Annotated in this window: 25 protein-coding genes and 1 tRNA gene; 15 read left to right on the top strand and 11 right to left on the bottom strand. The window is 63.8% G+C overall.

Annotated features, from left to right (window positions below):
* Positions 1 to 239 precede the first annotated feature (239 nt).
* Positions 240 to 1181, top strand: coding sequence for a glutaminase B (glsB, locus tag Q2K57_RS07965; RefSeq protein ID WP_304526561.1), 942 nt, complete (start codon positions 240 to 242; stop codon positions 1179 to 1181).
* Here the strand turns inward: glsB and Q2K57_RS07960 are convergent.
* Positions 1173 to 2057, bottom strand: a complete 885-nt coding sequence (locus Q2K57_RS07960; RefSeq protein ID WP_304526560.1) for a LysR family transcriptional regulator — start codon at positions 2055 to 2057, stop codon at positions 1173 to 1175. The genes glsB and Q2K57_RS07960 overlap by 9 nt on opposite strands.
* A gap of 108 nt (positions 2058 to 2165) precedes the next feature.
* Between Q2K57_RS07960 and Q2K57_RS07955 the strand changes: the two genes are divergently transcribed.
* Complete coding sequence (locus Q2K57_RS07955) at positions 2166 to 2669, top strand: lactoylglutathione lyase family protein (RefSeq protein WP_112056173.1); 504 nt, start codon at positions 2166 to 2168, stop codon at positions 2667 to 2669.
* 135 nt (positions 2670 to 2804) lie between these two features.
* Here the strand turns inward: Q2K57_RS07955 and Q2K57_RS07950 are convergent, their stop codons facing one another.
* Positions 2805 to 3359 carry a carboxymuconolactone decarboxylase family protein gene (locus Q2K57_RS07950; RefSeq protein ID WP_112056172.1) on the bottom strand — a complete coding sequence of 185 codons (555 nt, stop codon included), beginning with the start codon at positions 3357 to 3359 and terminating at the stop codon, positions 2805 to 2807.
* 202 nt (positions 3360 to 3561) lie between these two features.
* Between Q2K57_RS07950 and Q2K57_RS07945 the strand changes: the two genes are divergently transcribed.
* Complete coding sequence (locus Q2K57_RS07945; protein ID WP_112056171.1) at positions 3562 to 4182, top strand: TetR/AcrR family transcriptional regulator; 621 nt, start codon at positions 3562 to 3564, stop codon at positions 4180 to 4182.
* A gap of 89 nt (positions 4183 to 4271) precedes the next feature.
* On the opposite strand, the gene Q2K57_RS07940 is transcribed toward Q2K57_RS07945, so the two are convergent.
* On the bottom strand, positions 4272 to 5300 hold the full coding sequence (locus Q2K57_RS07940; protein WP_112056170.1) for a GlxA family transcriptional regulator: 1029 nt from the start codon (positions 5298 to 5300) through the stop codon (positions 4272 to 4274).
* Positions 5301 to 5421: 121 nt separating this feature from the next.
* On the opposite strand from Q2K57_RS07940, the gene Q2K57_RS07935 reads away from it, so the two are divergent.
* From Q2K57_RS07935 to Q2K57_RS07920, 4 genes are all read left to right on the top strand, one after another.
* Entirely contained in the window at positions 5422 to 6552 is a 1131-nt protein-coding gene (locus Q2K57_RS07935) for a TauD/TfdA family dioxygenase (RefSeq protein WP_304526559.1), read from the top strand.
* A gap of 26 nt (positions 6553 to 6578) precedes the next feature.
* Positions 6579 to 7151, top strand: a complete 573-nt coding sequence (locus Q2K57_RS07930) for an HD domain-containing protein (protein WP_304526669.1) — start codon at positions 6579 to 6581, stop codon at positions 7149 to 7151.
* A 143-nt stretch (positions 7152 to 7294) separates the two neighbouring features.
* On the top strand, positions 7295 to 8239 hold the full coding sequence (locus Q2K57_RS07925) for an ABC transporter substrate-binding protein (RefSeq protein WP_112055730.1): 945 nt from the start codon (positions 7295 to 7297) through the stop codon (positions 8237 to 8239).
* Positions 8239 to 9018 carry a class II aldolase/adducin family protein gene (locus Q2K57_RS07920; protein WP_304526558.1) on the top strand — a complete coding sequence of 260 codons (780 nt, stop codon included), beginning with the start codon at positions 8239 to 8241 and terminating at the stop codon, positions 9016 to 9018. The genes Q2K57_RS07925 and Q2K57_RS07920 overlap by 1 nt, the downstream gene beginning before the upstream one ends.
* 184 nt (positions 9019 to 9202) lie before the next feature.
* On the opposite strand, the gene Q2K57_RS07915 is transcribed toward Q2K57_RS07920, so the two are convergent.
* A complete protein-coding gene (locus tag Q2K57_RS07915; protein ID WP_304526557.1) occupies positions 9203 to 10213 on the bottom strand; it encodes a hypothetical protein in 1011 nt (336 codons plus the stop codon).
* A gap of 168 nt (positions 10214 to 10381) precedes the next feature.
* Here Q2K57_RS07915 and Q2K57_RS07910 point away from each other — a divergent pair, with 168 nt between their 5' ends.
* Entirely contained in the window at positions 10382 to 11056 is a 675-nt protein-coding gene (locus Q2K57_RS07910; protein ID WP_304526556.1) for a Fe2+-dependent dioxygenase, read from the top strand.
* Between the two features lie 123 nt (positions 11057 to 11179).
* On the top strand, positions 11180 to 11569 hold the full coding sequence (locus Q2K57_RS07905) for a DUF2237 family protein (protein ID WP_304526555.1): 390 nt from the start codon (positions 11180 to 11182) through the stop codon (positions 11567 to 11569).
* Between the two features lie 70 nt (positions 11570 to 11639).
* Here Q2K57_RS07905 and Q2K57_RS07900 read toward each other — a convergent pair whose 3' ends face one another.
* A complete protein-coding gene (locus Q2K57_RS07900; protein ID WP_304526554.1) occupies positions 11640 to 12257 on the bottom strand; it encodes a sulfite exporter TauE/SafE family protein in 618 nt (205 codons plus the stop codon).
* Positions 12258 to 12779: 522 nt separating this feature from the next.
* On the opposite strand from Q2K57_RS07900, the gene Q2K57_RS07895 reads away from it, so the two are divergent.
* The 4 genes from Q2K57_RS07895 to Q2K57_RS07880 all read left to right on the top strand — a co-directional run bounded on the left by Q2K57_RS07895 (position 12780) and on the right by Q2K57_RS07880 (position 15799).
* Positions 12780 to 13637 (top strand): ABC transporter substrate-binding protein, encoded by an 858-nt coding sequence (locus Q2K57_RS07895; protein ID WP_304526553.1) that lies wholly within the window; start codon positions 12780 to 12782, stop codon positions 13635 to 13637.
* Positions 13638 to 13700: 63 nt separating this feature from the next.
* On the top strand, positions 13701 to 14369 hold the full coding sequence (locus tag Q2K57_RS07890; RefSeq protein ID WP_304526552.1) for an amino acid ABC transporter permease: 669 nt from the start codon (positions 13701 to 13703) through the stop codon (positions 14367 to 14369).
* A 17-nt stretch (positions 14370 to 14386) separates the two neighbouring features.
* Positions 14387 to 15127 carry an amino acid ABC transporter ATP-binding protein gene (locus Q2K57_RS07885; protein WP_304526551.1) on the top strand — a complete coding sequence of 247 codons (741 nt, stop codon included), beginning with the start codon at positions 14387 to 14389 and terminating at the stop codon, positions 15125 to 15127.
* Between the two features lie 3 nt (positions 15128 to 15130).
* The gene (locus tag Q2K57_RS07880; protein ID WP_304526550.1) at positions 15131 to 15799 is read left to right on the top strand and encodes an amino acid ABC transporter permease; all 669 of its coding nucleotides are present in this window, start codon (positions 15131 to 15133) and stop codon (positions 15797 to 15799) included.
* A 53-nt stretch (positions 15800 to 15852) separates the two neighbouring features.
* Here Q2K57_RS07880 and Q2K57_RS07875 read toward each other — a convergent pair.
* Positions 15853 to 15929, bottom strand: a tRNA-Arg gene (locus Q2K57_RS07875).
* Positions 15930 to 16113: 184 nt separating this feature from the next.
* On the opposite strand from Q2K57_RS07875, the gene Q2K57_RS07870 reads away from it, so the two are divergent.
* The gene (locus Q2K57_RS07870) at positions 16114 to 16893 is read left to right on the top strand and encodes a cytochrome c5 family protein (protein WP_304526549.1); all 780 of its coding nucleotides are present in this window, start codon (positions 16114 to 16116) and stop codon (positions 16891 to 16893) included.
* Positions 16894 to 17126: 233 nt separating this feature from the next.
* Here Q2K57_RS07870 and rep read toward each other — a convergent pair whose 3' ends face one another.
* From rep to pyrE, 4 genes are all read right to left on the bottom strand, one after another.
* Positions 17127 to 19202 carry a DNA helicase Rep gene (rep, locus tag Q2K57_RS07865; RefSeq protein ID WP_304526548.1) on the bottom strand — a complete coding sequence of 692 codons (2076 nt, stop codon included), beginning with the start codon at positions 19200 to 19202 and terminating at the stop codon, positions 17127 to 17129.
* A 3-nt stretch (positions 19203 to 19205) separates the two neighbouring features.
* Positions 19206 to 19757 (bottom strand): tRNA (uridine(34)/cytosine(34)/5-carboxymethylaminomethyluridine(34)-2'-O)-methyltransferase TrmL, encoded by a 552-nt coding sequence (gene trmL, locus Q2K57_RS07860; protein WP_304526547.1) that lies wholly within the window; start codon positions 19755 to 19757, stop codon positions 19206 to 19208.
* A gap of 80 nt (positions 19758 to 19837) precedes the next feature.
* Entirely contained in the window at positions 19838 to 20392 is a 555-nt protein-coding gene (locus Q2K57_RS07855) for a YfaZ family outer membrane protein (RefSeq protein ID WP_304526546.1), read from the bottom strand.
* Between the two features lie 94 nt (positions 20393 to 20486).
* Positions 20487 to 21188, bottom strand: a complete 702-nt coding sequence (gene pyrE / locus Q2K57_RS07850) for an orotate phosphoribosyltransferase (RefSeq protein ID WP_304526545.1) — start codon at positions 21186 to 21188, stop codon at positions 20487 to 20489.
* Positions 21189 to 21282: 94 nt separating this feature from the next.
* On the opposite strand from pyrE, the gene Q2K57_RS07845 reads away from it, so the two are divergent.
* Positions 21283 to 22050 (top strand): exodeoxyribonuclease III, encoded by a 768-nt coding sequence (locus Q2K57_RS07845; protein ID WP_112055596.1) that lies wholly within the window; start codon positions 21283 to 21285, stop codon positions 22048 to 22050.
* 140 nt (positions 22051 to 22190) lie between these two features.
* Here the strand turns inward: Q2K57_RS07845 and rph are convergent, their stop codons facing one another.
* Positions 22191 to 22928 (bottom strand): ribonuclease PH, encoded by a 738-nt coding sequence (gene rph / locus Q2K57_RS07840; RefSeq protein ID WP_304526544.1) that lies wholly within the window; start codon positions 22926 to 22928, stop codon positions 22191 to 22193.
* Between the last annotated feature and the right edge of the window lie 57 nt (positions 22929 to 22985).

The raw sequence follows: 22985 nt of genomic DNA, 5'->3' as shown, positions 1-22985 counted from the left end.
AATCGGGTAGCCGATTGGAAAAACCGCGCAGTATACCGGCGCATCGGTCGGTCTTCAAATGTCACTGAACGCCCGCTCAATATCGAAGCGTTGCCGGATCGGCTAGACTGCCCAGCCTTTTCTGGCGTTTCATGCGCCTTTTTTCGATGATTCGTTTTGGCCGATTCCTGCCACCCTTGCCAACCGTTCTTTCGCACCGTTCTTTCGCACCGTTCTAAAAAAAGAGGAGCCCTGGCTACATGACCGCCGACCTTGATCACGATGCCCTTCAGGCACTGCTGGACCGCCTCAGCAAGGACGCCCCTCGCTGCTTCAATGAGGGCAAGGTCGCCGACTACATTCCCGCCCTCGGCGAGGTCGACCCGGATCACTTCGGCATTGCGGTCTGTCATGTCGACGGCCGGGTGCAGGTCGCAGGTGACGCCCACACGCGCTTCTCGATCCAGTCCATCGTCAAGGTACATGCGCTGGTGCTGGCCATGCAGCGTCTCGAATCCGAGGAGATCTGGTCACGGGTCGGCCGCGAACCCTCGGGGCAGGCCTTCAACTCGATGGTGCAGCTCGAGGTCGAGCAGGGCGTGCCGCGCAACCCCTTCATCAACGCCGGCGCGCTGGTGGTCACCGACCTGCTGGTATCGCGGATCGTGGCGACCCAGTACACCCTGCGCGAGCATCTGCGGCGACTGTCAGGCAGCAACGACATCGGCTTCGACGAACGGGTGGCCCGCTCGGAGATGGATCACAAGGCCCGCAATGCGGCGCTGGCCTATCTCATGAAGGCCTACGGCAACCTGCACGCCGACGTCGAGACGGTGCTCGATACCTACTTCCATGGCTGCTCGGTGGCGATGAACTGCGTGGAGATGGCGCAAAGCGTGGCTTTCCTGGCCAACCGCGGCGTCAATCCGCTGGACGGCAGCCGGGTGGTCTCGCCGGTGGAGACCCGCCAGCTCAATGCCCTGCTGCTGACCTGCGGCCTCTATGACGCCGCCGGCGACTTCGCCTGGCGGGTCGGCCTGCCCGGCAAGAGCGGCGTGGGCGGCGGCATCATCGCCATCCTGCCCGGGCGCATGAGCATCTGCGTGTGGTCGCCGCGCCTGGACGGCTACGGCAACTCTATCGCCGGTCGCCATGCCCTCGAGGGCTTTGTCGAAGGCATCGGCTTCTCGCCGCTAGGCTGACGGCGCGCTGACCAGCCGGGCCTTCAGCCGCTCGACGGCGCGCTGGGCCCTCGCCGACAGCGGCCACTCGGCCCGGTGCAGGAGCCAAAGGGTATCGACCACCGCCGGTTCGCCCTCGACGACCCGGACCGCCTCGGGATGCGGGTAGGCCTCCCGGGCAAAGCGGGGCAGCACGCTGAAGCCGAGCCCCTGGGCCACCGGCGCAAGGATCAAACCGATCTGGTTGGTGAAGCCGTGACGGGGCAGCCGCCCAACGCCTGGGTTGCCGGGAAAGCGCCGGCTCAGCAGCCGGGTGGCCATGTCATGGCCGTCGGGATGGTCGATGAAGCCGAGCCTTTCCAGATCATCCCAGCCGGCGATCTCGACGCCCGCCGGCACCACCAGCTCCAGCGCCTCCTTGGCAAACAGCGACACCGCGAGGCGCGGGTCCTCCGGGCGCTGGGTGGCGAGCCCCACTTCCGCGCGATTATTCAGTACGGCGTCGATGACGTCTGCAGTGGGGGCGAAGCGATGGTGAATGGCGAGCCCCGGCGCCTCGTGCTGCAGCGCCAGCAGATGGGGATAGATGGCCAGACCGATGCTGCCCGGCGTGATCAGCGACAGCTCGCCCTGGCTGGCATCATCGCCCGCCAGGCGCTGCGTGAGGCGCTGGTCGGCCGCCTGCATTTCCCGCTGGTAGTCGAGCAGGGCATGCCCCGCCGGGGTCAGCTCCAGGCCACGAGGCCGGCGCAGCACCAGCTGCCCGAGCCGGGCCTCCAGGTGCTTGATGTGCTGGCTGACCGCGGCCTGCGTCAGGTCCAGGCGCTCGGCGGCGCGGGTGAAGTTGCCAAGCTCCACCAGCGCCTCGAAGGTACGCAGCCACTGGGGCTGAAGCATAAGCATCTCTTATCATGATCATAACGGCATGGTGGTTCTGATTATGGCCGGCGGCGCCTAGCATGGAAAGCGTTCACTTCCCTTCGCCTACCGGCAGGAGACATCACCATGAGCCAGGTCTATCCCCGCACCTTTTCCCACATCGGCATCTCAGTCCCCGACGTCGAAGCCGCCCTCAAGTTCTACACCGAAGTCCTCGGCTGGTACGTGATCATGGAGCCGACCACCATCGTCGAAGACGACTCCGCCATCGGCGTGATGTGCTCCGATGTGTTCGGCCCGGGCTGGGGCTCGTTCCGCATCGCCCACATGTCCACCGGCGACCGGGTCGGTGTCGAACTGTTCGAGTTCAAGGGCCAAGAAACCCCGGGGAACAACTTCGAGTACTGGAAGACCGGTGTCTTCCACTTCTGCGTCCAGGACCCGGACGTGGAAGGCCTCGCCGAGCGCATCGTGGCCGCCGGTGGCAAGCAGCGCATGCCGGTGCGCGAGTACTTCCCAGGCGAGAAGCCGTTCCGCATGGTCTACATGGAAGACCCGTTCGGCAATATCCTCGAGATCTACAGCCACAGCTACGAGCTGACCTATGCGGCCGGAGCCTACGCCTCCTGAGCCAGGTCATCGGGCTGACCGTAGCAAAAAGGGCGGCCGACCAAGGCCCGCCCATGCAAAAGGCCCGCTCCTTAGAGCGGGCCTTTCTTGTTCCTGATCCAGAGCCTGAGCGTTACGTTTTCGCCCAGGCGCGGATCAGCTCACCTTGTGCCATTCGAAGGCCTTGAACGGCTCATCGACGGGCGTCTCGGCCAGATGGTTGGTGTAGTTGCTCATCACCTTCTGGGCGAGGCCCAGCACCACTTCCAGCACCTGACGGCGAGTATAGCCGGCGGCCAGGAAGTCGTTGACCGCGGAGGCATCGACCTCACCACGATTGCGCACCATGGCCAGAGTGAAGGTGCGCAGCGCCTCAAGCTTGTCGCTGGGCAGCGGCGTCTCGTTACGCAGCGCCTCAGTGATCGCATCGTCGACCTTCATCGACTTGGCGATACCGGTATGCGCCGGCACGCAGTAGTGGCACTCGTGCTCGACGTTGATGGTTTGCCAGACCACGGTCAGCTCGTCGGCATCGAAGCTCGAGTCGATAAACAGCTGGTGCAGCTGCTGATAGCCCTCGAGCAGGCCCGGCGCCTCGGCCATCACCGCGTGCAGGTTGGGGATCATGCCGAAGGCATTGATGGAATTCTCGAGCAGCGGCTGGCTTTCCGCGGGGGCCGTGGTCTTGTCGTGCAGGGTATAGGAGCTCATGTATTACCTCGTTGCCTTGGGTCACGAATAGATGGAGCAGAGAAGCGCCGAGCTCATTTTTGAGCGATCACTCAAATCAGGACATGACGCTACCTGCCGTAGATGTGTCCTCAGGTTAACTGGCTTTGAGCGATCACTCAAGATAAAATTTGAGCGCTCACTCAAGATTCATCCGGCCGACTTACGGTCGAAAGGACGCTTCATGCCACGCCAGACTCGCCATGACCGCCAGCATTCCCTGGATCAGGCCCTTGCCCTGTTCTGGCGCAAGGGCTATCACGCCGCCTCGCTCAAGGATCTCGAAGGTGCGCTCGACATGCGTCCGGGCAGCATCTATGCGAGTTTCGGCAGCAAGGAGCGGCTGTTTGGCGAGGTACTCGCACGCTATGGCCGCCAGGGGCTGGTGGAGCTCGAGCGCACGCTGGCCGCCAACCCCTCGCCGCTGGGCGGGCTGGCCGACTACCTGCGAACCCTCGGCGGCCTTCGCGACATGCAACGCCCCTGCCACGCCTGCCTGCTGGTGAAGACGCTCTTGGAACTTGGAGCCGAGGAAGCCAACGCCCGCCTCGCCCAGGAGCTGCTGGACGGCATGGCGGCGCGCTTCACGCAGGTCTTCGAGGCCGCCCGTGACGCCGGTGAACTGGTCGAGGAACGAACAGACAACGCCTCTGCTGGGCAGCCGGCTCGCCTGGCACGCCGCTATCAGGCGATAGTCATGGGCCTGCGCGCCCACGCCGAACGGCCGATCAGCGCCGCCGAGCTCCATGAGCTTGCCGACGATCTCGCCGACGACCTGCTCACCCTGTGCGCCCGCCGTCACTGACTAAGCGGGCAACCCGGACGCCTCTACCTAGCGCGGCCAGGCACGACACGGCCCGCGACTCGTCACCCCATGCCTGCCTCGGCCTGACGTCAGGACTTGGTCCCGCGCATCGCCGTGGCGCGAGGCGGCTCGCCGAAACGCTGGCGATAGGCCCTCGAGAAGTGGGCCAGGTGAGAAAAACCGGCCGCATAGGCCGCCTCGGTCACGCTGGAATAGCTATCGGCGAGGATGCGCTGGGCGAGGTCTAGGCGCATGCCGAGATAGCACTGCTTGAGGGTCTCGCCGAAGTGGGCGGCGAACTGGCGCGTCAATTGACGCTGAGACTGCCCCGCCAGCCGACAGATCTCGGGGATATCCAGCGCCTGCGCCAGGTTGGCCTCCATTACCGCCAGGGCCCGCACCACGCTGCGCGGCAGCGACGGATCACCGCGGCGCTCGCGGCTCGTTGCAGTACCCTCGCCTCGCTGATAGCCGATCTGTCGCCCCACGGCATCGGCCAGTGACGGCCCATAGCGCCGCTCGACCCATGACAGCATCAGATCGATGCCGGCCGCGCCCCCCGACCCCGTGAGGCGGTCATACTCCCATTCGTAGAGCGCCGAGCTCGCCACAAGCTCAGGGAACTCCTGACGAAAGGCCGGCACACTCTCCCAGTGCATGGCCACCCGATAGCCATTCAGCACCCCGGCCCGGGCCAGGATGAAGGGCGCCGTGTCGAGCCCTCCCAGCCAGGCCCCATGAGCCGCGAGCCGCCTCAGCACCGCCCGGTCTTCGGCCTCGACGGTGGCTTCCGGTTCGTAGGACGCCACCACCATCAGGCGACTCTCCGAAGCCAGATGATCCCGACGAGCATCCTGACACAGGCTATCGAGCCGCCCATCCACATCGATACGCACGCCGTTGCTGGCCACCACCGCCTGCCCGTCGGAGGACAGCAGCCGCCAGGCGAAGAGGTCACGACCGAACCGGTTGGCGACCCGCAGGGGCTCGAGCAGACAGAACAGCGTCAGCATCGAGAACCTGGGCACCAGCCACACGTTGAGGGTGAGCTCAGCATCATCAGGTGCCAGCAACGGGGGCGAATCGGGCCTTACATAGGGCCAAGTGGTATCGGGCATGGGGCCATTTATATCATGAATAAGGCGAAAAAAATCAAATAGCCGCCACAGGCCGGCGTTAGGGTAAGTCCCTAGTCCTCAAGCAACGGGGCCATCGCCCCCCAACGGAGAACCCAGTGTCATGAGCATCAGCGGTCATCTCAGCCAGTCAGCCGACGGTCAGCAGCTTCACCTCCACTACGACGGGAAGGATCTCGAGCTGGATGCCCTGTGGCTGCGAGAGCGCACCCCGGATGCCGACACGCTCGACCCGCAGACCGGACAGCGCCTGATCGAGGCCGCCGATCTGCCGCTGGACCTGGCGATCCTTACGGCCACTGCCGAAGGCGACCGGCTCGATATTCGTTTCAGCGACGGTCACCAAAGCTGCTTTTCTCTGGCGGCCCTGAACGAAGAAGTCACGCCGAGCGACGAATTCGCCGAGCGTCGTCTGTGGGATTCACGCTTGAGTGATATTCCCCACAGCGCTTTTTCCGCAGCGGTAAACGATGACGGCGCCCTGCTCGAGCTACTGGAAAATCTGCATCGCTTCGGCTTCGTGCGGGTGGATGGAGTGCCTGACGAAGCGGAAGGCATGCAGACCCTGATGGCGCGCATCGGCCCGCTGCGGCGGACCAACTGGGGCGGCGTCGCCGACGTCAAATCGGTCGCCAATGCCTATGACCTGACCATGACCCAGCGCGGGCTCGAACCCCATACCGACAACCCTTATCGCGATCCTATCCCGGGGTTTGTCTGGCTGCACTGCCTGGCCAACGCCGCCGGCGGCGGGGACAACACCCTGGTCGACGGTTTCAGCGCGGCGCAGCGCCTGCGCGAGGAAGACCCGGAGGCCTTCGCCTGCCTGACCCGCGTGACGCCGGGGTTTTGCTATCACGACGAGACCACTCGCCTTGAAAGCGAAGGCCCGCTGATCGAGCTCGACGGCCAGGACCACCTGATGCGGGTGCGCTTCTCGAACCGTACCGAGCGCGTCTCGGCCCGGCCCGGTGCTGAACTGCGCCGCTATTACGCCGCACGCCAGGCCTTCTACCGGCTGATCACGTCCGAAGCCCTGACCCTGAACATCAAGCTCGAAGCCGGCCAGATGCTGATCATGGACAACTACCGCCTGCTCCATGGGCGCACATCCTTCCATCTGGAAAACGGCGTCCGTCACATGCGCCAGGGCTACGTCGATCAGGACAGCACCGCGAGCCGCCGCCTGGTGCTGCGCGACCAGCTGTCCACATCGCTAGGAGCCACTGCATGAGCCATACCGCCGACCACTCAGCCACGATGACCCAAGCCCGCTTTCGTCGCTTCGATGAGAGCCGCCGCGAGGAATGGGCCCTGATCGATTCATACTTCAGGGCCTATCAGGCCGATGCCAGCCGCCGGGTGCTTGTGCACCTGGAGCGCCTGCGTGGCGACCACCATGGCTACCCGGTGGACCGCTATGAGCACTGCCTGCAGACCGCGACCCGCGCCCTGCGGGCCGGCGCCGACGAGGAAATGGTGGTCTGCGCCCTGCTGCATGACATCGGCGACGATCTGTCGCCGGCCAACCACGCCGAGATTGCGGCCGGCATCCTCGAGCCGTTCATCGACCCGTTGAACACCTGGATGATTCGCCACCACGAGCTCTTCCAGGGCTATCACTATCGCCACTTCTTCGGGCTCGACCCACACGCCCGCGACGCCTACCGCGACCACCCGGCGTTCGAGCGCACCGTGCGCTTCTGTGACGAGTGGGATCAGACCAGTTTCGATAAGGACTACGACACCCTGCCACTCGATGCCTTCGTGCCGATGGTCGAGCGCGTGCTGGCCCGGACGCCCTTCGATGGCCTGCCCGAACTGGTGGATTAGCTGGTGGATTAACGGGCTGATCCCCAGAAACGCATAACCTCCAACCCGGTCTTGCGAGGCCCGAACCGGCCTCGCAAGACCGATGACACCGTGACCGCCACCCGGCGGCCGGCCAACCGCAAAGGAGATACAACGATATGAAAATGTTCCGATTGACCGCCATCAGCCTGACCCTGCTGGCAGGGCTGAGCCTGGCCGGCCAGGCCCTGGCCGCCGCCGGCGACCGTGACGATACGCTGCGGATCGTCGTGCCGCCCTGGCCCGGTGTCACCGTCAAGAGCGAAATGCTCTCACAGCTCATCGAGCCGCTGGGGTATACCGCCGACAAGCAGGAGCTCAGCTCAACGGTGGCCTATCAGACGCTCGGAACCAACGAGAGCGATGTTTTCCTGGCCGGCTGGATGCCGTCCCAGACCACCATCTACGACGCCGCCATGGCCAAGGGCACCATCGTCGACCTGGGCAGCAATATCAGCGGCGCGCGCATGGGCTTCGCCGTGCCGGGCTACGTCTATGAGGCCGGCATTACCAGCGCCGAGCAGCTGGCGGACCCTGAAGTCGCCGAGCGCTTCGGTTATACCGTCTACAGCATCGAGAGCGGCTCCAACGTGACCGACATGCTGAACAGCGCCATTGAGGCCAACACTTACGGCCTCGGCAACTGGGAAGGCATGTCCTCCTCGACACCCGGCATGCTCAGTGAAGTCGACGCCGCCGCGAGAGACGAGCGCTGGATCGTGTTCTACGGCTGGACGCCGCACTGGATGGTGCCGGAATACGACAGCCGTATCCTCGACGACCCGGAAAGCGTCTATGGCGCCAACAACGGCCGCAACGACGTCAAGACCATCGTCTCCAAGGCCTACAGCGACGCCAATCCCAACATGCGCCAGCTGCTCGATCAGTTCACGTTCTCGGCCGACGACCAAAGCGATTTCATCCGTGAATACAGCCTCAAGGAACGCAAGCTGGAAACCGTGGCGCATGACTGGCTGGTCGCACACCCTGAGAAGGTGGCCGAGTTCCTCGAAGGCGTGACGACTCGCGACGGCAAACCCGCCCTGCCCGCGGTGGAGGCCAGCCTGTAATGAGCGCACCGACCCGCCCTGCAGAGGAGCAGGCCATCCGCCGTGACCTGGCCGCCGCCTATCGGCTGATGGCGCGGGATGGCATGGACGACGGCATCTCGACCCACATCTCGGCGCGCCTGCCCGGCGAGCGCTTCCTGCTCAATGCCTTCGGGCTGCGCTTCGAGGAAGTCACCGCCGACAGCCTGGTGACGGTGGACGCCGAGGGTGAGGTGCTGGATGACCCCACTGGGCTTGGCATAAACCCTGCCGGCTTCACCATCCACAGTGCCATTCACGCGGCGCGCCCGGACGTTGGCTGCGTGCTGCATGCCCACACCGTGGCCGGGGTAGCGGTGTCCTGCCTGGAAGAGGGCCTGCTGCCGCTCAACCAGTGGGCCATGCAGTTCCACCAGCGCATCGGCTATCACGACTACGAGGGCATTGCCCTGGACCTGGACGAGCGGCGCCGGCTGGTCGCTCATCTGGGGTCGCACAACGCCATGATCATGCGCCAGCACGGCCTGCTGACCTGCGGCAACTCGGTGGGCGATGCCTTCCTGCGCATGCGCGATCTCGAGCGCAGCTGTCAAACCCAGCTGGCGGCCCAGGCCACCGGGCAGCCGCTGCGCCATGCAAGCCTCGAGCTGTGCGATCACGTAGCGAACCAGTACGACAAGTGGAACGACAGCGACTACGGTCTCAAGCTCGCCTGGCGCGCCGAATTGCGCCGCCTGGGGATCGAGGCGCCTGCTCAACAACACCGTGCACAGGAGACCACCGGCTCCACGGTCGCCTGATCGACGGTCCTGGGGGTGAGGGCGAGGGACCTACCACCTTCGAACGCCTTGCCCCAGACGGCAAAAGGCCCGCAACGTTTGGCGTTGCGGGCCTTTCTGTTTGTCCGGGCAGTGTATGCCGGACTAGCGGTGCAGGACTATTCGGGCCGGACTAGCTATGCCGTGCATGGCGTGCGCCGTCGGCTCAGTAGTCCTTGAGCAGCACCTCGAGGGCAAAGGCGTCGCCTGACAGCTCGCCGAAGCTCACCGCCGGGGTGTCGGGCACGGCAGCGCTCGGCCAGGCGGTCATCATGTCCTCATAGGCCTCTACCACTTCCGGGTAGGCCGGGCCGTCAGCGGCGCTCAGGCTCGCTTCCTGGGCCGAGAGCATATCGCGGCCGACCAGCATGAAGCCGTGGCCGTCCTGATACTCGGGGCCGTTGACGAACTGCTCGCCATCGATGGACTCGATGTACTCGTCCAAGGCGGTGTTGGTCAGCGCCAACAGCACCCGGCTCTGGAAGGTCGCGTCCTGCTTCAGGGACGGGTCGATCGCGGCCTGGGCGTCGTGGATCGCCTCGCGCGCCGCTTCGTAGTCGTCTTCCAGATCCGACCAGTCGCCGCCTTTCGAGGCTTCTTCGGCAACCTTCAGCAGGACCGGCTTGAGGCCCTCGACGCCGCGGGCATCCAGCCCCGCTTCAAGCGAGGTGTAGTACTCGGCGACGGGATGATAGAAGTGCGCCAGGGCGTTATCCTTGGCGCCTTCGCGATACAGCTCGCTGGCAACCCGCAGGTGGCCTTCCATCAGCGCCAGGGTAGTGACGTAGACACCCGGGTTGGTGGACGAGTAGCTGCTGCCGCTTTCCCCACCTTCACCACCTTCGCCTCCGGCATCGGCAGTCAGGTAATCGAAGACACTAAAAGCGCTATTGCCACCGCCTTCACCGCCTTCACCGCTTTCACCACCGTGATGCGCGCCGGATTCACCGCCCTCTCCAGACTCATCGCTGTGATGCGCGCCGGATTCACCGCTTTCTCCAGACTCACCGCCGTGATGGGCACCGTGGCCTTCTCCGCCTTCACCCGCGCTTTCCATCTGTTGGGCATCGCTGCTGCCGACGGCCTCTTCGTCACTGCTGGCCCAAGCGGCGCTGCTGGCACCCAGAAAGACACTCGCTCCGATTCCGACCCAAACCTTCGTCCGCGTGGTGGACATGATGATCTCCATGCTGTTGCGCTATCGTCTTGTGTGAAAAGCGGCAGCCAGCCCGCAGCGACGTGTGACGTGCGCCTGCCTTGCCGATGCTGGTAGGATGCCGGCTATTACGCCGAAATACAAACGATTAACATTTGATCCTGCTTTCTCATCTCACAGGAGCCCGCCGTGATTCTCTGTATCGCCGACATCATCCCTCCCGAGCTGCTTGAGCGGGCCCGTGCCACTCTGGCCGAGGTGCCGTTCAAGGACGGGCGCGAGACCGCCGGCTGGCATGCCCGCACGGTCAAGCGCAACCAGCAGGCCGATGGGCGCAGCCCCGAGGTGGCGGCGCTGCGCGAGGAACTCACCCAGGCGCTCACTCGCCACCCGCTGTTCCAGATGGCGGTGCGCCCGGCGCGCATGAAGCCGCTGATGTTCAGCCGCTATGAGGTCGGCATGGCCTACGGCAACCACGTCGATGACGCCGTGATGGCAAGCCCCGGCGGCGCCCTGCGCACGGACATCTCCTACACCCTGTTCCTGGGTGACCCCGCGAGCTATGACGGCGGCGAGCTGCTGATCGAGTCAACCGCCGGCGAGCAGACCTTCAAGCTGCCGGCGGGCTCGCTGGTGCTCTATCCCTCATCGAGCCTGCATCGGGTCGAGGAAGTCACCCGCGGGGAGCGACTCGCCGCAGTGGGATGGGCTCAGAGCCAAGTGCGCGATCCGGGCCAGCGCGAGGTGCTGTTCGACCTGGATACCACCCGTCGCCAGCTGTTCGACGAGAGCGGCAACACCGATGCCTTCAAGGCGCTCTCCAAGAGCTACGCCAACCTGCTGCGGATGTGGGTGGAGGTATAAGGGCGGAGTGACGCCTCGACCGAAGATGCCGTAAGGTCGCACAAGATATCCCGTCGCCCACGAGGCTACCCCGTGAGCCTCTTGGGCGAGCCTCCTAAGATAGCGACCCGCCGAGGACACGCCATGACCGAGTCGACTACTACGCCTCAGCGCCCGCGCAACGTGCTGGGTGAGCCCCTGGCCCCCTGCTGCCACGAGAACGCCAGCGGCTTTTACCGTGACGGCTTCTGCCGGGTGGGCCCCGAAGATATCGGCGTACACGCCATCTGCGCCGAGGTCACCGAGCAATTTCTGGTCTTCAGCCGCGCCCGGGGCAACGATCTGGTAACACCGCGCCCGGACTTCGGCTTTCCCGGCCTCGCCCCCGGTGATCGCTGGTGTCTGTGCGCCGGTCGCTGGCAGGAGGCGCTTGCCGTCGGCCTTGCACCGCCGGTCATTCTGGCCTCAACCGATCAGCGAGCACTGGACGTGGTGACAATCGAGGAACTGCGCCGCCACGCCCTGGATGGCTAACTGGATGGCTAAAAAGACTCGCCAAGTGACGCGGTCGCGATTCGATGAGCCGCCTGGCAGGCGACAAAGGCTATGTCAGCGCCTGCCACATCAGGTTAACGCCGACTACGAACATCGCCAGAATCACCAGCCGGAAGAAAAGCGTTTCGTTGACGCGGCTCTGGAGCCACAGACCACTGCGCACGCCGACCCAGGCGATAGGCACCAGCAATAACGACGCCCAGGCGCTGGTCACATTCACCTCGCCAAGCCATATATAGGGGCCTAGTTTGATCACGTTGACCACCGCGAACGACACGGCGCAAGTGGCAATAAAGGTCTCTTTTGGATATTTGCGCGGCAACAGGTACACGTTTATCGGCGGCGCACCTGAATGGGCCATAAAGCTGGTAGAGCCGCAGACACTGGCTGCAGGCAGGGCCCAGCGGGTAGAAATGGGCTTCCTGGCAACGGACTTCAACAGCATATAAGCGGCGAACAGCAGGGTGATCACACCGAGCACCAGCCGCACGCCCTGTTCGCTTAAATTGCCAGACAGCAGCGTTCCCCCGCCACACCGACAAACAGCCCCGGCACGAAGCGCCACACTTCGGCAGCTGACTGCTTTCCCCACCACGCCTTCACCGCAAAGACATCCATGACCAGCAGCAGCGGTAGCAACAGGCCTGCCGAATGGGTAGGGCTCCATCAGCGGTACCGAGAGCGTACCGAATCCCCCTGCAAATCCCCCTTTCGAGATGCCCGTCAGATAAAACGGAACAGGCGATCAACAACCAGGCGATGGCGGAGTAATCAGGGAGCATGCCAGGTCCTTAACGGCGAGTAATGAAGACTTCATAAAGCGAAAAGCGTTGACGATATGGCAACGCATGATGATGCCTAAAAACGTCCGCCGACTTCTACATCGGTATCAACAGGCGAGAGACATACGACACCGGAAATTCAGACACAATAGTAACGAGAGACAATATTAAAAACATCTTCTAAAAAAGATGTTGAGTAATCCATTCACCAACATGAATCAAAACCATCCCCTACCTTAGGAAAAGCACATTTAACGATATGCTTTTTATCTACTTATGAATGGAGACGGGAAAATTCCACGATAAAGTCACGCAAAGGGCGGCCCATATTGATTTGACAGCCTAGAAAAGAGGCGCCCATATTGATTCGGCGGAATAATAAAAACTCACCACCAAGCGAGATGATCATGAAAAGAATAACAGCATCAATCCTGCCTGCCGTCATGATGGGCACCATGGTACTCGGCAGCGGTCTGGCGACCACTGCATACGCACAAGACCCTTACACCGTTGGCGTCGAGGCCTCTTTCCCCCCCTGGGCCTACGTAGAAGGTGGCGAATTCAAGGGTATCGCCATCGACGCAATGGAAGCGATTGCCGAGCAAGCGGGCATCGAGATTGAATTCCAGGATATGCCCTTTCCCTCGCTGATCCCCGCCCTGGCAGCGGAGAAGATCGACATACTCGCCACCGGCCTTACCGTCACCGAAGAACGTAGTCAAAACATCGACTTCACCATCCCTTGGTGGGAAACCAACGACGTCGTGCTAGTACCCGAAGACTCCGACCTCAACGTCTTTACCGCCGTGTGCTGTGGCGCCAAGGTCGGCGTACAGGGTGGCTCCTCACAGCAGGCGTGGATGGAAGAAAACGTGCTGAATTCCAGCGACATTGACGTTGAGTTGGCCAAATACGATAACTACGTCACGGCAGTGGACGACATGGCGATCGGCCGCATCTCCTCGGTTATCGTCGACGACACGTCCGCTCAGGAGTACATCAACGCCGGCAAGGCCGTGAAGATGGCCGGCAAGATCTACATCCGCGCTCCGCTGGCGCTGGCCGTGGCCAAGGGCGATCCTCAGAACATCCTGGGCGATCTGAACCAGGGCATTCTGGCCATCTACGAATCCGGGGAATGGGGAAAAATTGTCGGGGAGTACATTCCTGGCGTCACCGTGCCTCCCATCCCGGGTCATATGCCTGATTTCGTCGACACCTACCAGAAACCGGTCGCTGGCCTTCCCGAGCTCGGCAACGAATAAACCGATCTGACGACGGGCACCTTCCGGCCAAGGGAGGGTGCCCGCCACGCAAGGGAAATCGGCATGGATATCTACGACGTACTGCTTCGCGACTTCCCCTTCCTACTGAAGGGGTTGGGCGTGGCCATCGTGCTGTTGGCCGCCCTCTTGGCGATTGGTTTCCTGCTGGGCATGGCCATCTGCCTATTAAAACTCTATGGCCCCAGGACACGGTTGGTGCAGTGGCCGCTGGTACTGTACGAGCGCGTCTTCCGAGGCGTTCCTGTCATTATCATGCTGTTCATCTTCTTCTACGGCATCTCCGGCATCATTGATATCTCGGCCTTTACTGCCGCGATATTGGCCATGGGCCTGCGCTCCGCGGCCTACCAATCACAGATATTCCGCAGCGCCTTCCAGTCTGTGCCAGCCGGTCAGATGATGGCGGCCAGGGCCATGGGCATGTCCAAGGTCAAGGCGATCCGCCATATCATCTTCCCCCAGGCGGCGAGGCATGCCATTGGGCCCTGGACCAACGAGTTCTCCTCGGAAATCAAGGAGACCTCCCTGGCTTATGTCATCGGGGTGGTCGAACTGACCCGCCAGGCGCACTACATCATCACCAGCACCCAGGGCAACGTGCTGACCGTGTTTGCCGTCGTGGCGCTTCTGTATTTCATCCTCAATCGGGCGGGCAACAGCCTGCTGTATGCCTTTGAACGCAAGCTGGCCGTGCCGGGCTTCGAAAAATAATGAGAGGAGCGCCAAGAATGGCCGACGATCTGATTCTGGACGTGCAGGATGTGAAGAAAGCCTATGACGGCCTGGAGGTGCTCAAAGGCATCAGCTTCGGGCTGCGCAAGGGCGAGACCAAGGTACTGATCGGCCCCTCCGGCTCGGGAAAAAGCACCCTGCTGCGTTGCATTAACCACCTCACGGTGCCGGATGCCGGGCGCATCTACCTCAACGGCCATGAGGTGCTGGATAACAACATCGATGCGATGCGGGCACGAATGGGCTTCGTCTTTCAGGACTTCAACCTCTTCTCGCATCTGTCCGTGCTCGACAACGTGCGCATCTGCCAGATCAAGGTCAACGGCACCGACAAGGAGACTGCGACCCAACGCGCCAGACGCGAGCTGGAACGGGTAGGCCTTGACGACAAGGACGACGCCTACCCGGCAGAACTTTCCGGCGGCCAGCAGCAGCGCGTCTCCATCGCCCGCGCCCTGGCCATGGACCCCGATGTGCTGCTATTCGACGAGCCAACCTCAGCGCTGGACCCCGAGCTGACCGGCGAGGTCGTGCGAGTGATGCAGCAGCTGGCCACCGAGGGCATGACCATGGTGGTGGTGACCCACGAAATGAGCTTTGCCCGCCAGGCCGCCGACGAGATCATCTTCATGGAGAACGGCCATATCGTCGAGCAGGGGACACCGGACGCAATGTTCACCGACTCCGTACACGAGCGGACAAGGGCCTTCCTCAACGTCATCGCGGAGCACGGGTAAGCCATGCAGGAATTTATCTCCTTCGGTATCCAGTGGTTGCCTGAGCTGCTCAAGGGCGTGCCCATCACCTTGTCGCTATGGATCATCGCGATCACGCTGGGCTTCTTTCTAGGTTTGGCGCTGTGCTGGGCAAGGGTCTACGGCAATCGGCTCTTCTACTGGATCAGTACCGTCTATGTGGAGCTTTTTCGCGGCACGCCGATGCTGGTTCAGATGTTCTTCATCTATTTGGGGCTTCCCCAGGTGGGCATCGTCTTCGACGCCTTCACAGCGGCGGTGATCGCCATCACGCTCAACAGTGCCGCCTACCAGGCCGAGTACTTCCGCGGCTCGGTACTGTCGGTGCCCAAGGGTCAGATAGTGGCTGCCCGCGCCTGCGGCATGACGCAGTGGCAGGCGATCCGCCACATCATGCTCCCCCAGGCGCTGCGACGGGTGATCCCGCAGTGGTCCAACGAGGCGATCATCGAACTCAAGTTCACCTCCATCGCCTACACCATCGGCGTGGTGGAGATCACCGCCATCGCCTACGATGTCGGTTCGCGGACCCTGGACTTCTTCCTGATCTTCCTCTGGGCGGGCCTGATCTATCTGGTGCTGACCTCCACGGTGGCAAGCCTGCTGGGGTGGCTTGAGCGCCGAACCTATGTGCCCGGGGTGACCAGCGTCTGAGCGCAAAACAAAAAAGGGCCTGCGATTGCTCGCAGGCCCTTTTTCGATGTTCTTGGCGCGCCCAGAAGGATTCGAACCTTCGACCCCTGCCTTCGGAGGGCAGTACTCTATCCAGCTGAGCTATGGGCGCGCAACTGCCTTATCAGCAGTGCCCGATCGGGCGGCCACAATCCTACCCGCCCACTGCGCGGCTGTCCAGCCTGATGCAAGGGACCACTCGAGCCACAGCGTTTCCCGCTTCAGTGGTTGCCGTTATACTGATTTTCAGGCGCCGATGCGGGCGTTCGATGACAAGAACGTAAGAGGTGGTGAGAGTGAACGTCAGCAAACTGATCATGGGTGGCCTGACCGCCCTGAGCCTGGCCGTGACCAGCGCCGCGTCGGCCCAAAGCGACATGAGCCACGATGCCATCGCCGAGCGCCTCGAGCCGGTGGGCAAGCTATGCATGGCCGGCGAGGACTGCGGCACGGCCGCCATGAGCTCAACAAGCACCAGCAGCGGCGGCGATAGCCAGGGCGGCGAGATCGACGGCGCCGCCATCTACGGTCAAGTCTGCACGGCCTGCCACGATACCGGCGCTGCCGGTGCACCTAAGAAGGGCGATGCCGACGCCTGGGCGCCGCGCCTTGAGCAAGGCCTCGAAACGCTCTACTCCCACGCCATCAACGGCTTCAACGCCATGCCGGCCAAGGGCGGCAACCCAAGCATCGCCGATGATGAGGTCAAGCGCGCCGTGCAGTACCTGGTCGAGCCCGTCTACGACGGCGAGCTGCCGCCCATCGGAGGCGCCACGTCGGCCAGCGCCAACGCAGGTGGCGAGGCCGGGGCTACCATGACCGCCGCCGCCAGCGATATCGACGGCGCCGCCATCTACGGTCAAGTCTGCACGGCCTGCCACGATACCGGCGCTGCCGGTGCACCTAAGAAGGGCGATGCCGACGCCTGGGCGCCGCGCCTTGAGCAAGGCACCGAGACCCTCTACAGCCACGCCATCAACGGCTTCAATGCAATGCCGGCCAAGGGCGGCAACCCGAGCCTGTCTGATGATGAGGTCAAGGCCGCCGTCGATCACCTGGTGGCCGCCAGCAAGTAAGCAGCACGCGCGCGCTGGCCTGTCCCCGGTGCTCGCATGGGGCAGCACCAGACTCGCTACAACTGTTCACAACAACTGCTCGCAATAACGGCACGCAGCATAAAAAGGGGCGCCATTGGCGCCCCTTTTGCGTTGCCCCTGTCGCGTGGCGACGCTCGCCCTATCGCGATCCGCGCTCAGCCCAGTAAAGCGCGTTCAGCCCAATAAGGAGCCCTCAGCCCAATAAAGAGCCCTCAGCCCAATAAAGAGCGCAGGCCGGCGATGGCGTCCTTGCCCCGGGCCTGCTTCTTCTCGGGGTCTTCCTTGTCGGCGCGGCCTTCCCAGTCGAGATCGTCCGGCGGCAGCTCGTCGAGGAAGCGGCTCGGCGTGCAGTCGAGCAGTTCGCCATAGGCTTTGCGCTGGCGCGCTAGAGTCAGCGTCAGGGTCCGGCGGGCCCGGGTGATGCCGACATAGGCGAGCCGGCGCTCCTCCTCGACTGTGCCGGCCTCGACGGCGTTGCGGTGCGGCAGCAGGTCTTCTTCCAGGCCCATCAGGTAGACGTGGGGAAACTCCAGGCCCTTGGAGGCGTGCATGGTCAAGAGCTGCACCCGGTCGGAGTCGTCTTCCTCGGCCTGCTGCTCGAGGATGTCGCGCAGCACCAGCCGCGAGATGGCGGCCTCGACGCCGTCGGTCTCGGTCTCGAGGCTGTCGCTGTCCTCCGTGGCGCTATCCTCGGCGCTGCGCTCCATCGACTTCTCGAGCTGATCGATCAGCGTCCAGACGTTGGCCATGCGCCGCTCGGCGACGGTGGGCGCGCTGGCGTTTTGATGCAGCCAGGCCTCGTAGTCCATCTCGCGCAGCATGTCGCGAATCGCGGCGATGGCATCACCGCCGTCCATGCGCCGGCGCACGCCGTCGATAAAGTGGGTGAAGCGGCCCAGCCGGTCGACGGCACGGGCCGGCAGCACCTGCTCGAGGCCGATTTCATGGCAGGCGGCGAACAGCGAGATGCCGCGCCCGGTGGCCTGGTCGTTGGCATAGTTGGCGAGCTTCTCAAGCGTCCCGGGGCCGATCTCCCGGCGCGGCACGTTGACGATGCGCAGGAAGGCATTGTCGTCGGCCGGGTTGATCAGCAACCGCAGGTAGGCCATGGCGTCCTTGATCTCGTTGCGCGAGAAGAAGGAGGTGCCACCTGAGAGCTTGTAGGGGATCTGGTAGTGCTGCAGCTTGAGCTCCAGCAGCCTCGCCTGGAAGTTGCCGCGATAGAGCACCGCGAAGTCGCGCCACTCGGCGCGCTCCTTGATGCGCCGGGTCAGGATCTCGCTGGCCACCCGATCCGCCTCGGCTTCCTCGTGGCGGTTGACCACCACGCGGATCGCATCCCCCGGGCCGAGCTCCGACCACAGCGCCTTCTCGTAGACGTGGGGATTGTTGGCGATCAGGGTGTTGGCGGCGCGCAGGATGGTGCCGGTGGAGCGGTAGTTCTGCTCGAGCTTGATGACATTGAGGCGTGGGAAATCCTCGCCCAGCGTCACCAGGTTCTCCGGCCGCGCGCCGCGCCAGGCGTAGATCGACTGGTCGTCGTCGCCCACCACGGTAAAGGTGGCGCGCTCGGCCATCAGCAGCTTGACCAAAAGGTACTGGGAGACGTTGGTGTCCTGGTACTCGTCGACCAGCATGTAGTGAATCTTGCGCCGCCAGCGCGCCAGCACTTCCGGGTCGTCGCGCAGCAGTACCACCGGCAGCAGGATCAGGTCATCGAAATCGACCGCGTTGTAGGCCTTGAGGTGGCGGTTGTAGGCCTCGTAGACCCGAGCGGCAAACTGCTCGTCGTCATCGGCAGCATGCGAGAGGGCATCGCCCGGCAGCACCAGGTCATTCTTCCAGGTCGAGATCTGGCCCTGCACCCGGTTGATCTGGTCGGCGTCGATCTGGGCATCCTTCTGCATCAGATCGCGCAGCAGCGCCTTGGCGTCTTCCGGGTCGAACAGCGAGAAGCCCGGCTTGTAGCCCAGGGTCTTGAGCTCGCCGCGGATGATGTTGAGGCCCAGGGTGTGGAAGGTCGAGACGGTCAGGCCGTGGCCCTCGCGCCCCTTGAGCAGTTGCCCGACACGCTCCTTCATCTCGCGAGCGGCCTTGTTGGTAAAGGTCACCGCGGCGATCTTGCGCGCGCTCATGCCGCATTCCTGGACCAGGTAGGCGATCTTGGAGGTGATCACGCTGGTCTTGCCCGAGCCGGCGCCGGCCAACACCAGGCAGGGGCCGTCGATGAAGCGCACCGCTTCCTGCTGACGCGGGTTCAACTTGGTGAGGCGTTGCTGGATCGACATGGCTTACTCCTGATCGGCACGCGGCGCGGCGGAGGGATCGGTGGGCTGGCCTTCACCCGTCGGGCTGCTCTCCGAATCGCCGGCCCCAGGAAGGCCTGCCCCAACAAATTCCAGCTGTCGCCAGGCCTCGAAGACCAGCACGGCACCGGCGTTGGACAGGTTGAGGCTGCGACTCTCGGGCAGCATGGGAATGCGCAGGCGCTGCTCCGGGGGCAGGGCATCGAGCAGCGCCTGCGGCAGGCCGCGGGTCTCGGGGCCGAACACCAGGGCGTCGCCTTCCCGGTAGGCGGGCTCATGATAGCCGGTGCGTCCACGGGTCGAGACGGCGAACACCCGGTCCGGGCGACAGGCCTCAAGGTAGGCCTCCCAATTCGCGTGCACCCGGACCCGGGCCCATTCATGGTAGTCGAGCCCGGCACGACGCAGGCGCTTATCGTCGAGCACGAAGCCCAGCGGCTCGATCAGGTGCAACCGAAAGCCGGTGTTGGCGCACAGCCGGATCAGGTTGCCGGTATTGGGCGGAATCTCGGGTTCGAAGAGCACCACGTCGAGCATGCGGACATCCTGATCGAATAAGGGCCATAACGCAGTCGGGCCCCATGCGGGGCCCGACGACGCAGACGGTACGGGCCGCCTTAGAAGTTCAGCCGCACGCCGATGTTGGCGCCGCTGTCCAGGGTGCGGGCACCACCGGTGCCGTCGAAGTCGCCGCGCAGGCGACGATAGCCGACATAGCCGTCGACGTTCGGGGCGAAGGCATAGCGCGCCCGCACGCCATACTCGGCGCTGTCCTCGAGATCGCCGGCAGTGACCACGTCCGGGGTATAGAAGGCGTAGCCGCCCACTGACATGGCCGGCAGGCTCGGGACGTAGGCGTAGCCGTAGCCACCCAGACCGAGGCCACCACCGTCACCGACGTCGGTGTCGAGCTGCGTCCAGCGGGCGCCGATGCCCATGTCGTAGCGGCTGTTGCGATCCACGCCCAGCACCTGGACATGGCCTTCGGTGGTGTCGCCATGATCATCGCTGTCCAGCACGCCGCCACCCAGGGCGATGCCCGGAGCGATGTCAGCAGCGCCCTCGAACTGCACGGCCTCACTGCTGAGGTTCAGATCCAGGCTGCCTGCCTGGCAGGTCAGGGTGGCTGCCAGCAGAGCGGTACCGCTGATGAGCAGGGGAGTCAGTTTCATCGGAAAATCCCTAGGTCTAGATCGTGTGTCCAGATTGTGTATCCAGCGCGTGTTTCAAGGTCAAAACGTCACTTGGCGACGGCACCGGCTGCGCTTACGCCTTAGCGGGCATTACGCCGTAGCGGGCGCGGTAGTCGCGAATGGCCTGGGCATGGCCCTGCATGGCCTCGGAGGCGTACTCTTCCAGGTAGGCCAGCACCATGTCCAGCGTCACGATACTAACGACCGGCATGCCATAGCGAGCCTCGACTTCCTGGATGGCGCTGCGCCGTTCGGTGCCCTGCTCGACGCTGCCGCACTCCTGGCGATCCAGCGCGATCACCACGCCAGCGGCCTGGGCGCCGGCGTCGTCGATCAGGGTCATCACTTCGCGGATCGCAGTGCCGGCGGTGATCACGTCATCGATGATCAGCACCCGGCCTTCGAGGGCGGCGCCGACGATGTTGCCACCCTCGCCGTGGGCCTTGGCTTCCTTGCGGTTGAAGGAAAACGGCAGATCGCGCTGATGATGATCGGCGAGCGCCACGGCGGTACTGGCCGCCAGCGGAATGCCCTTGTAGGCGGGGCCGAACAGCACGTCGACCTCAAGGCCGCTGTCGGCGATGGCCTGAGCGTAGAAACGCCCCAACCGGGCTAGCGCCGAGCCGCTCTTGAAGAGGCCAGCATTGAAGAAGTAAGGGCTGACACGGCCGGACTTGAGGGTGAACTCACCGAACTTGAGCACGCCCTGTTCGATGGCGAATTCGATGAACTCGCGCTGATAGTCCTGCATGCTTACCGTCCCGCTCGCTGCCATCTTCGGATCTCCTGACTGCCCTGGCCGCACGGCCATTTACCCAAACGTCGAAACGTCGGGTATCATACACGCGCGACGGAAAAGGGACCACGTAATGAAAATCGCCAGCATCAACGTCAACGGTATCCGCGAAGCGGTCGAGCGAGGCTTTCTCGACTGGCTGGCCGGTCAGGATGCCGATGTCGTCTGCGTCCAGAATCTCAAGGCCAAGAGCTTCGAACTGGACGACAGCATTCTTTACCCGGAAGGCTATGAAGGCTATTTCCTCGACGCCGAGGAAGACGGCTTTTCCGGCGTGGGGCTTTATTGCCGCAAGATTCCCAAGGCCATCATGTACGGGCTGGGCTTCCCCCAGTGCGACAATGAGGGTCGCTTCCTGCAGGCCGACTACGACCGTTTCAGCATCGCCAGTTTCCTGATGCCGGACGGCAGTGATCCGACCGCCAAGCAGGACTTCATGAGCCAGTACCAGGATTATCTTGGCAAGATGGCGCGCAAGCGTCGCGAGTACATCATCTGCGGCACCTGGCACGTGGCTCACAAGACCATCGATCTGGCCAACTGGGCCGACAACCAGACCACGCCGGGCTTCAAGCCCGAGGAACGGGCCTGGATGGATCAGGTGTTCGGGCCGATCGGCTTTATCGACACCTTCCGCGAGGTCAACCGCGACGCAGGCGAGTACACCTGGTGGCCGGCCCTCGACCAGCACCAGCCGCGCTCCCGCCAGGAAGGCTGGCGCCTCGACTACCAGCTGGTCGGCCCCAACCTGCGCCGCAATGTGGTCGACGCCTGGATCGACCGTGACGCGACCTTCTCGGAATTTGCACCGCTGATCGTCGAGTACGACCTGGAGATCTGAGCGCCTCCATCCCTTAGTACGCCCTTAGTATGCCCGTCGCTCGCGCCTGTCGCGCCAGGCGCTCATGCCACCGCAACGCAAGACGCCGGCCCTGAGCCGGCGTCTTGCGTGATGGGGCCATCACGCCCTGATCGACACCGCTACTTGCGAATGCCCAGCGCCTCGCGCTGATGATCGAAGAGCGTCGCACCCGCGCCTTCGGCAAGATCGAGCATGGCGTTGAGCTCGGCGCGGGAGAATGCACCCGCCTCGGCGGTGCCCTGCACCTCGATCAGCCCGCCCTGCTCGGTCATCACCACATTCATGTCAGTGTCGGCACGGCTGTCCTCCGGGTAGTCGAGATCGACCACCGGTGTGCCCTTGAAGAGCCCCACAGAGACCGAACTGACCAGCTGCTTGAGCGGGTCTTTCTTGAGCTTCTTCTCGCGCTGCAGGTAGCGGATGGCATCGACCAGCGCCACGCAGCCGCCGGTGATCGAAGCGGTACGGGTGCCGCCATCGGCCTGGATCACGTCGCAGTCGACGGTGATGGTGAACTCGCCAAGCTGTTTGAGATCCACCGCCGCGCGCAGCGAACGGCCGATCAGGCGCTGAATCTCCAGGGTACGGCCGCCCTGCTTGCCGCGAGTCGCCTCACGGCCGCTGCGGGAATGCGTGGCCCGCGGCAACATGCCGTACTCGGCAGTCACCCAGCCCTGGTTCTTGCCACGCAGCCAGCGCGGCACGCCAGCCTCGACGCTTGCGTTGCACAGCACCTTGGTATCGCCGAACTCGACGAGCACCGAGCCTTCGGCGTGGCGCGTGTAGTCGCGAGTCAGACGAATATCGCGGGGCTGATCGGGCTGGCGGCCGCTGGGGCGCAGGGGTGTGGTGGACATGACATCTCTCGTTGCGGGAAAACAGAACAAAGGCCGGCAAGCGCCGGCGCGTGGCCG

Source organism: Halomonas sp. I5-271120 (genome assembly GCF_030553075.1).
GTDB classification, from domain to species: domain Bacteria; phylum Pseudomonadota; class Gammaproteobacteria; order Pseudomonadales; family Halomonadaceae; genus Onishia; species Onishia taeanensis_A.
The sequence above is the reverse complement of the archived record's forward strand: the minus strand, read 5'-3'. Positions and strand labels throughout refer to the sequence as shown.

Coding starts and splice junctions, on each gene's coding strand:
- Q2K57_RS07845 (WP_112055596.1), top strand. CDS start 21,283: ATGAAAATCGCCAGCATCAACGTCAACGGTATCCGCGAAGCGGTCGAG.
- glsB (WP_304526561.1), top strand. CDS start 240: ATGACCGCCGACCTTGATCACGATGCCCTTCAGGCACTGCTGGACCGC.
- Q2K57_RS07905 (WP_304526555.1), top strand. CDS start 11,180: ATGACCGAGTCGACTACTACGCCTCAGCGCCCGCGCAACGTGCTGGGT.
- Q2K57_RS07915 (WP_304526557.1), bottom strand. CDS start 10,213: ATGTCCACCACGCGGACGAAGGTTTGGGTCGGAATCGGAGCGAGTGTC.
- Q2K57_RS07955 (WP_112056173.1), top strand. CDS start 2,166: ATGAGCCAGGTCTATCCCCGCACCTTTTCCCACATCGGCATCTCAGTC.
- trmL (WP_304526547.1), bottom strand. CDS start 19,757: ATGCTCGACGTGGTGCTCTTCGAACCCGAGATTCCGCCCAATACCGGC.
- Q2K57_RS07960 (WP_304526560.1), bottom strand. CDS start 2,057: ATGCTTCAGCCCCAGTGGCTGCGTACCTTCGAGGCGCTGGTGGAGCTT.
- Q2K57_RS07935 (WP_304526559.1), top strand. CDS start 5,422: ATGAGCATCAGCGGTCATCTCAGCCAGTCAGCCGACGGTCAGCAGCTT.
- pyrE (WP_304526545.1), bottom strand. CDS start 21,188: ATGGCAGCGAGCGGGACGGTAAGCATGCAGGACTATCAGCGCGAGTTC.
- rph (WP_304526544.1), bottom strand. CDS start 22,928: ATGTCCACCACACCCCTGCGCCCCAGCGGCCGCCAGCCCGATCAGCCC.
- Q2K57_RS07895 (WP_304526553.1), top strand. CDS start 12,780: ATGAAAAGAATAACAGCATCAATCCTGCCTGCCGTCATGATGGGCACC.
- Q2K57_RS07945 (WP_112056171.1), top strand. CDS start 3,562: ATGCCACGCCAGACTCGCCATGACCGCCAGCATTCCCTGGATCAGGCC.
- rep (WP_304526548.1), bottom strand. CDS start 19,202: ATGTCGATCCAGCAACGCCTCACCAAGTTGAACCCGCGTCAGCAGGAA.
- Q2K57_RS07920 (WP_304526558.1), top strand. CDS start 8,239: ATGAGCGCACCGACCCGCCCTGCAGAGGAGCAGGCCATCCGCCGTGAC.
- Q2K57_RS07885 (WP_304526551.1), top strand. CDS start 14,387: ATGGCCGACGATCTGATTCTGGACGTGCAGGATGTGAAGAAAGCCTAT.
- Q2K57_RS07930 (WP_304526669.1), top strand. CDS start 6,579: ATGACCCAAGCCCGCTTTCGTCGCTTCGATGAGAGCCGCCGCGAGGAA.
- Q2K57_RS07890 (WP_304526552.1), top strand. CDS start 13,701: ATGGATATCTACGACGTACTGCTTCGCGACTTCCCCTTCCTACTGAAG.
- Q2K57_RS07855 (WP_304526546.1), bottom strand. CDS start 20,392: ATGAAACTGACTCCCCTGCTCATCAGCGGTACCGCTCTGCTGGCAGCC.
- Q2K57_RS07940 (WP_112056170.1), bottom strand. CDS start 5,300: ATGCCCGATACCACTTGGCCCTATGTAAGGCCCGATTCGCCCCCGTTG.
- Q2K57_RS07900 (WP_304526554.1), bottom strand. CDS start 12,257: ATGGAGCCCTACCCATTCGGCAGGCCTGTTGCTACCGCTGCTGCTGGT.
- Q2K57_RS07925 (WP_112055730.1), top strand. CDS start 7,295: ATGTTCCGATTGACCGCCATCAGCCTGACCCTGCTGGCAGGGCTGAGC.
- Q2K57_RS07880 (WP_304526550.1), top strand. CDS start 15,131: ATGCAGGAATTTATCTCCTTCGGTATCCAGTGGTTGCCTGAGCTGCTC.
- Q2K57_RS07950 (WP_112056172.1), bottom strand. CDS start 3,359: ATGAGCTCCTATACCCTGCACGACAAGACCACGGCCCCCGCGGAAAGC.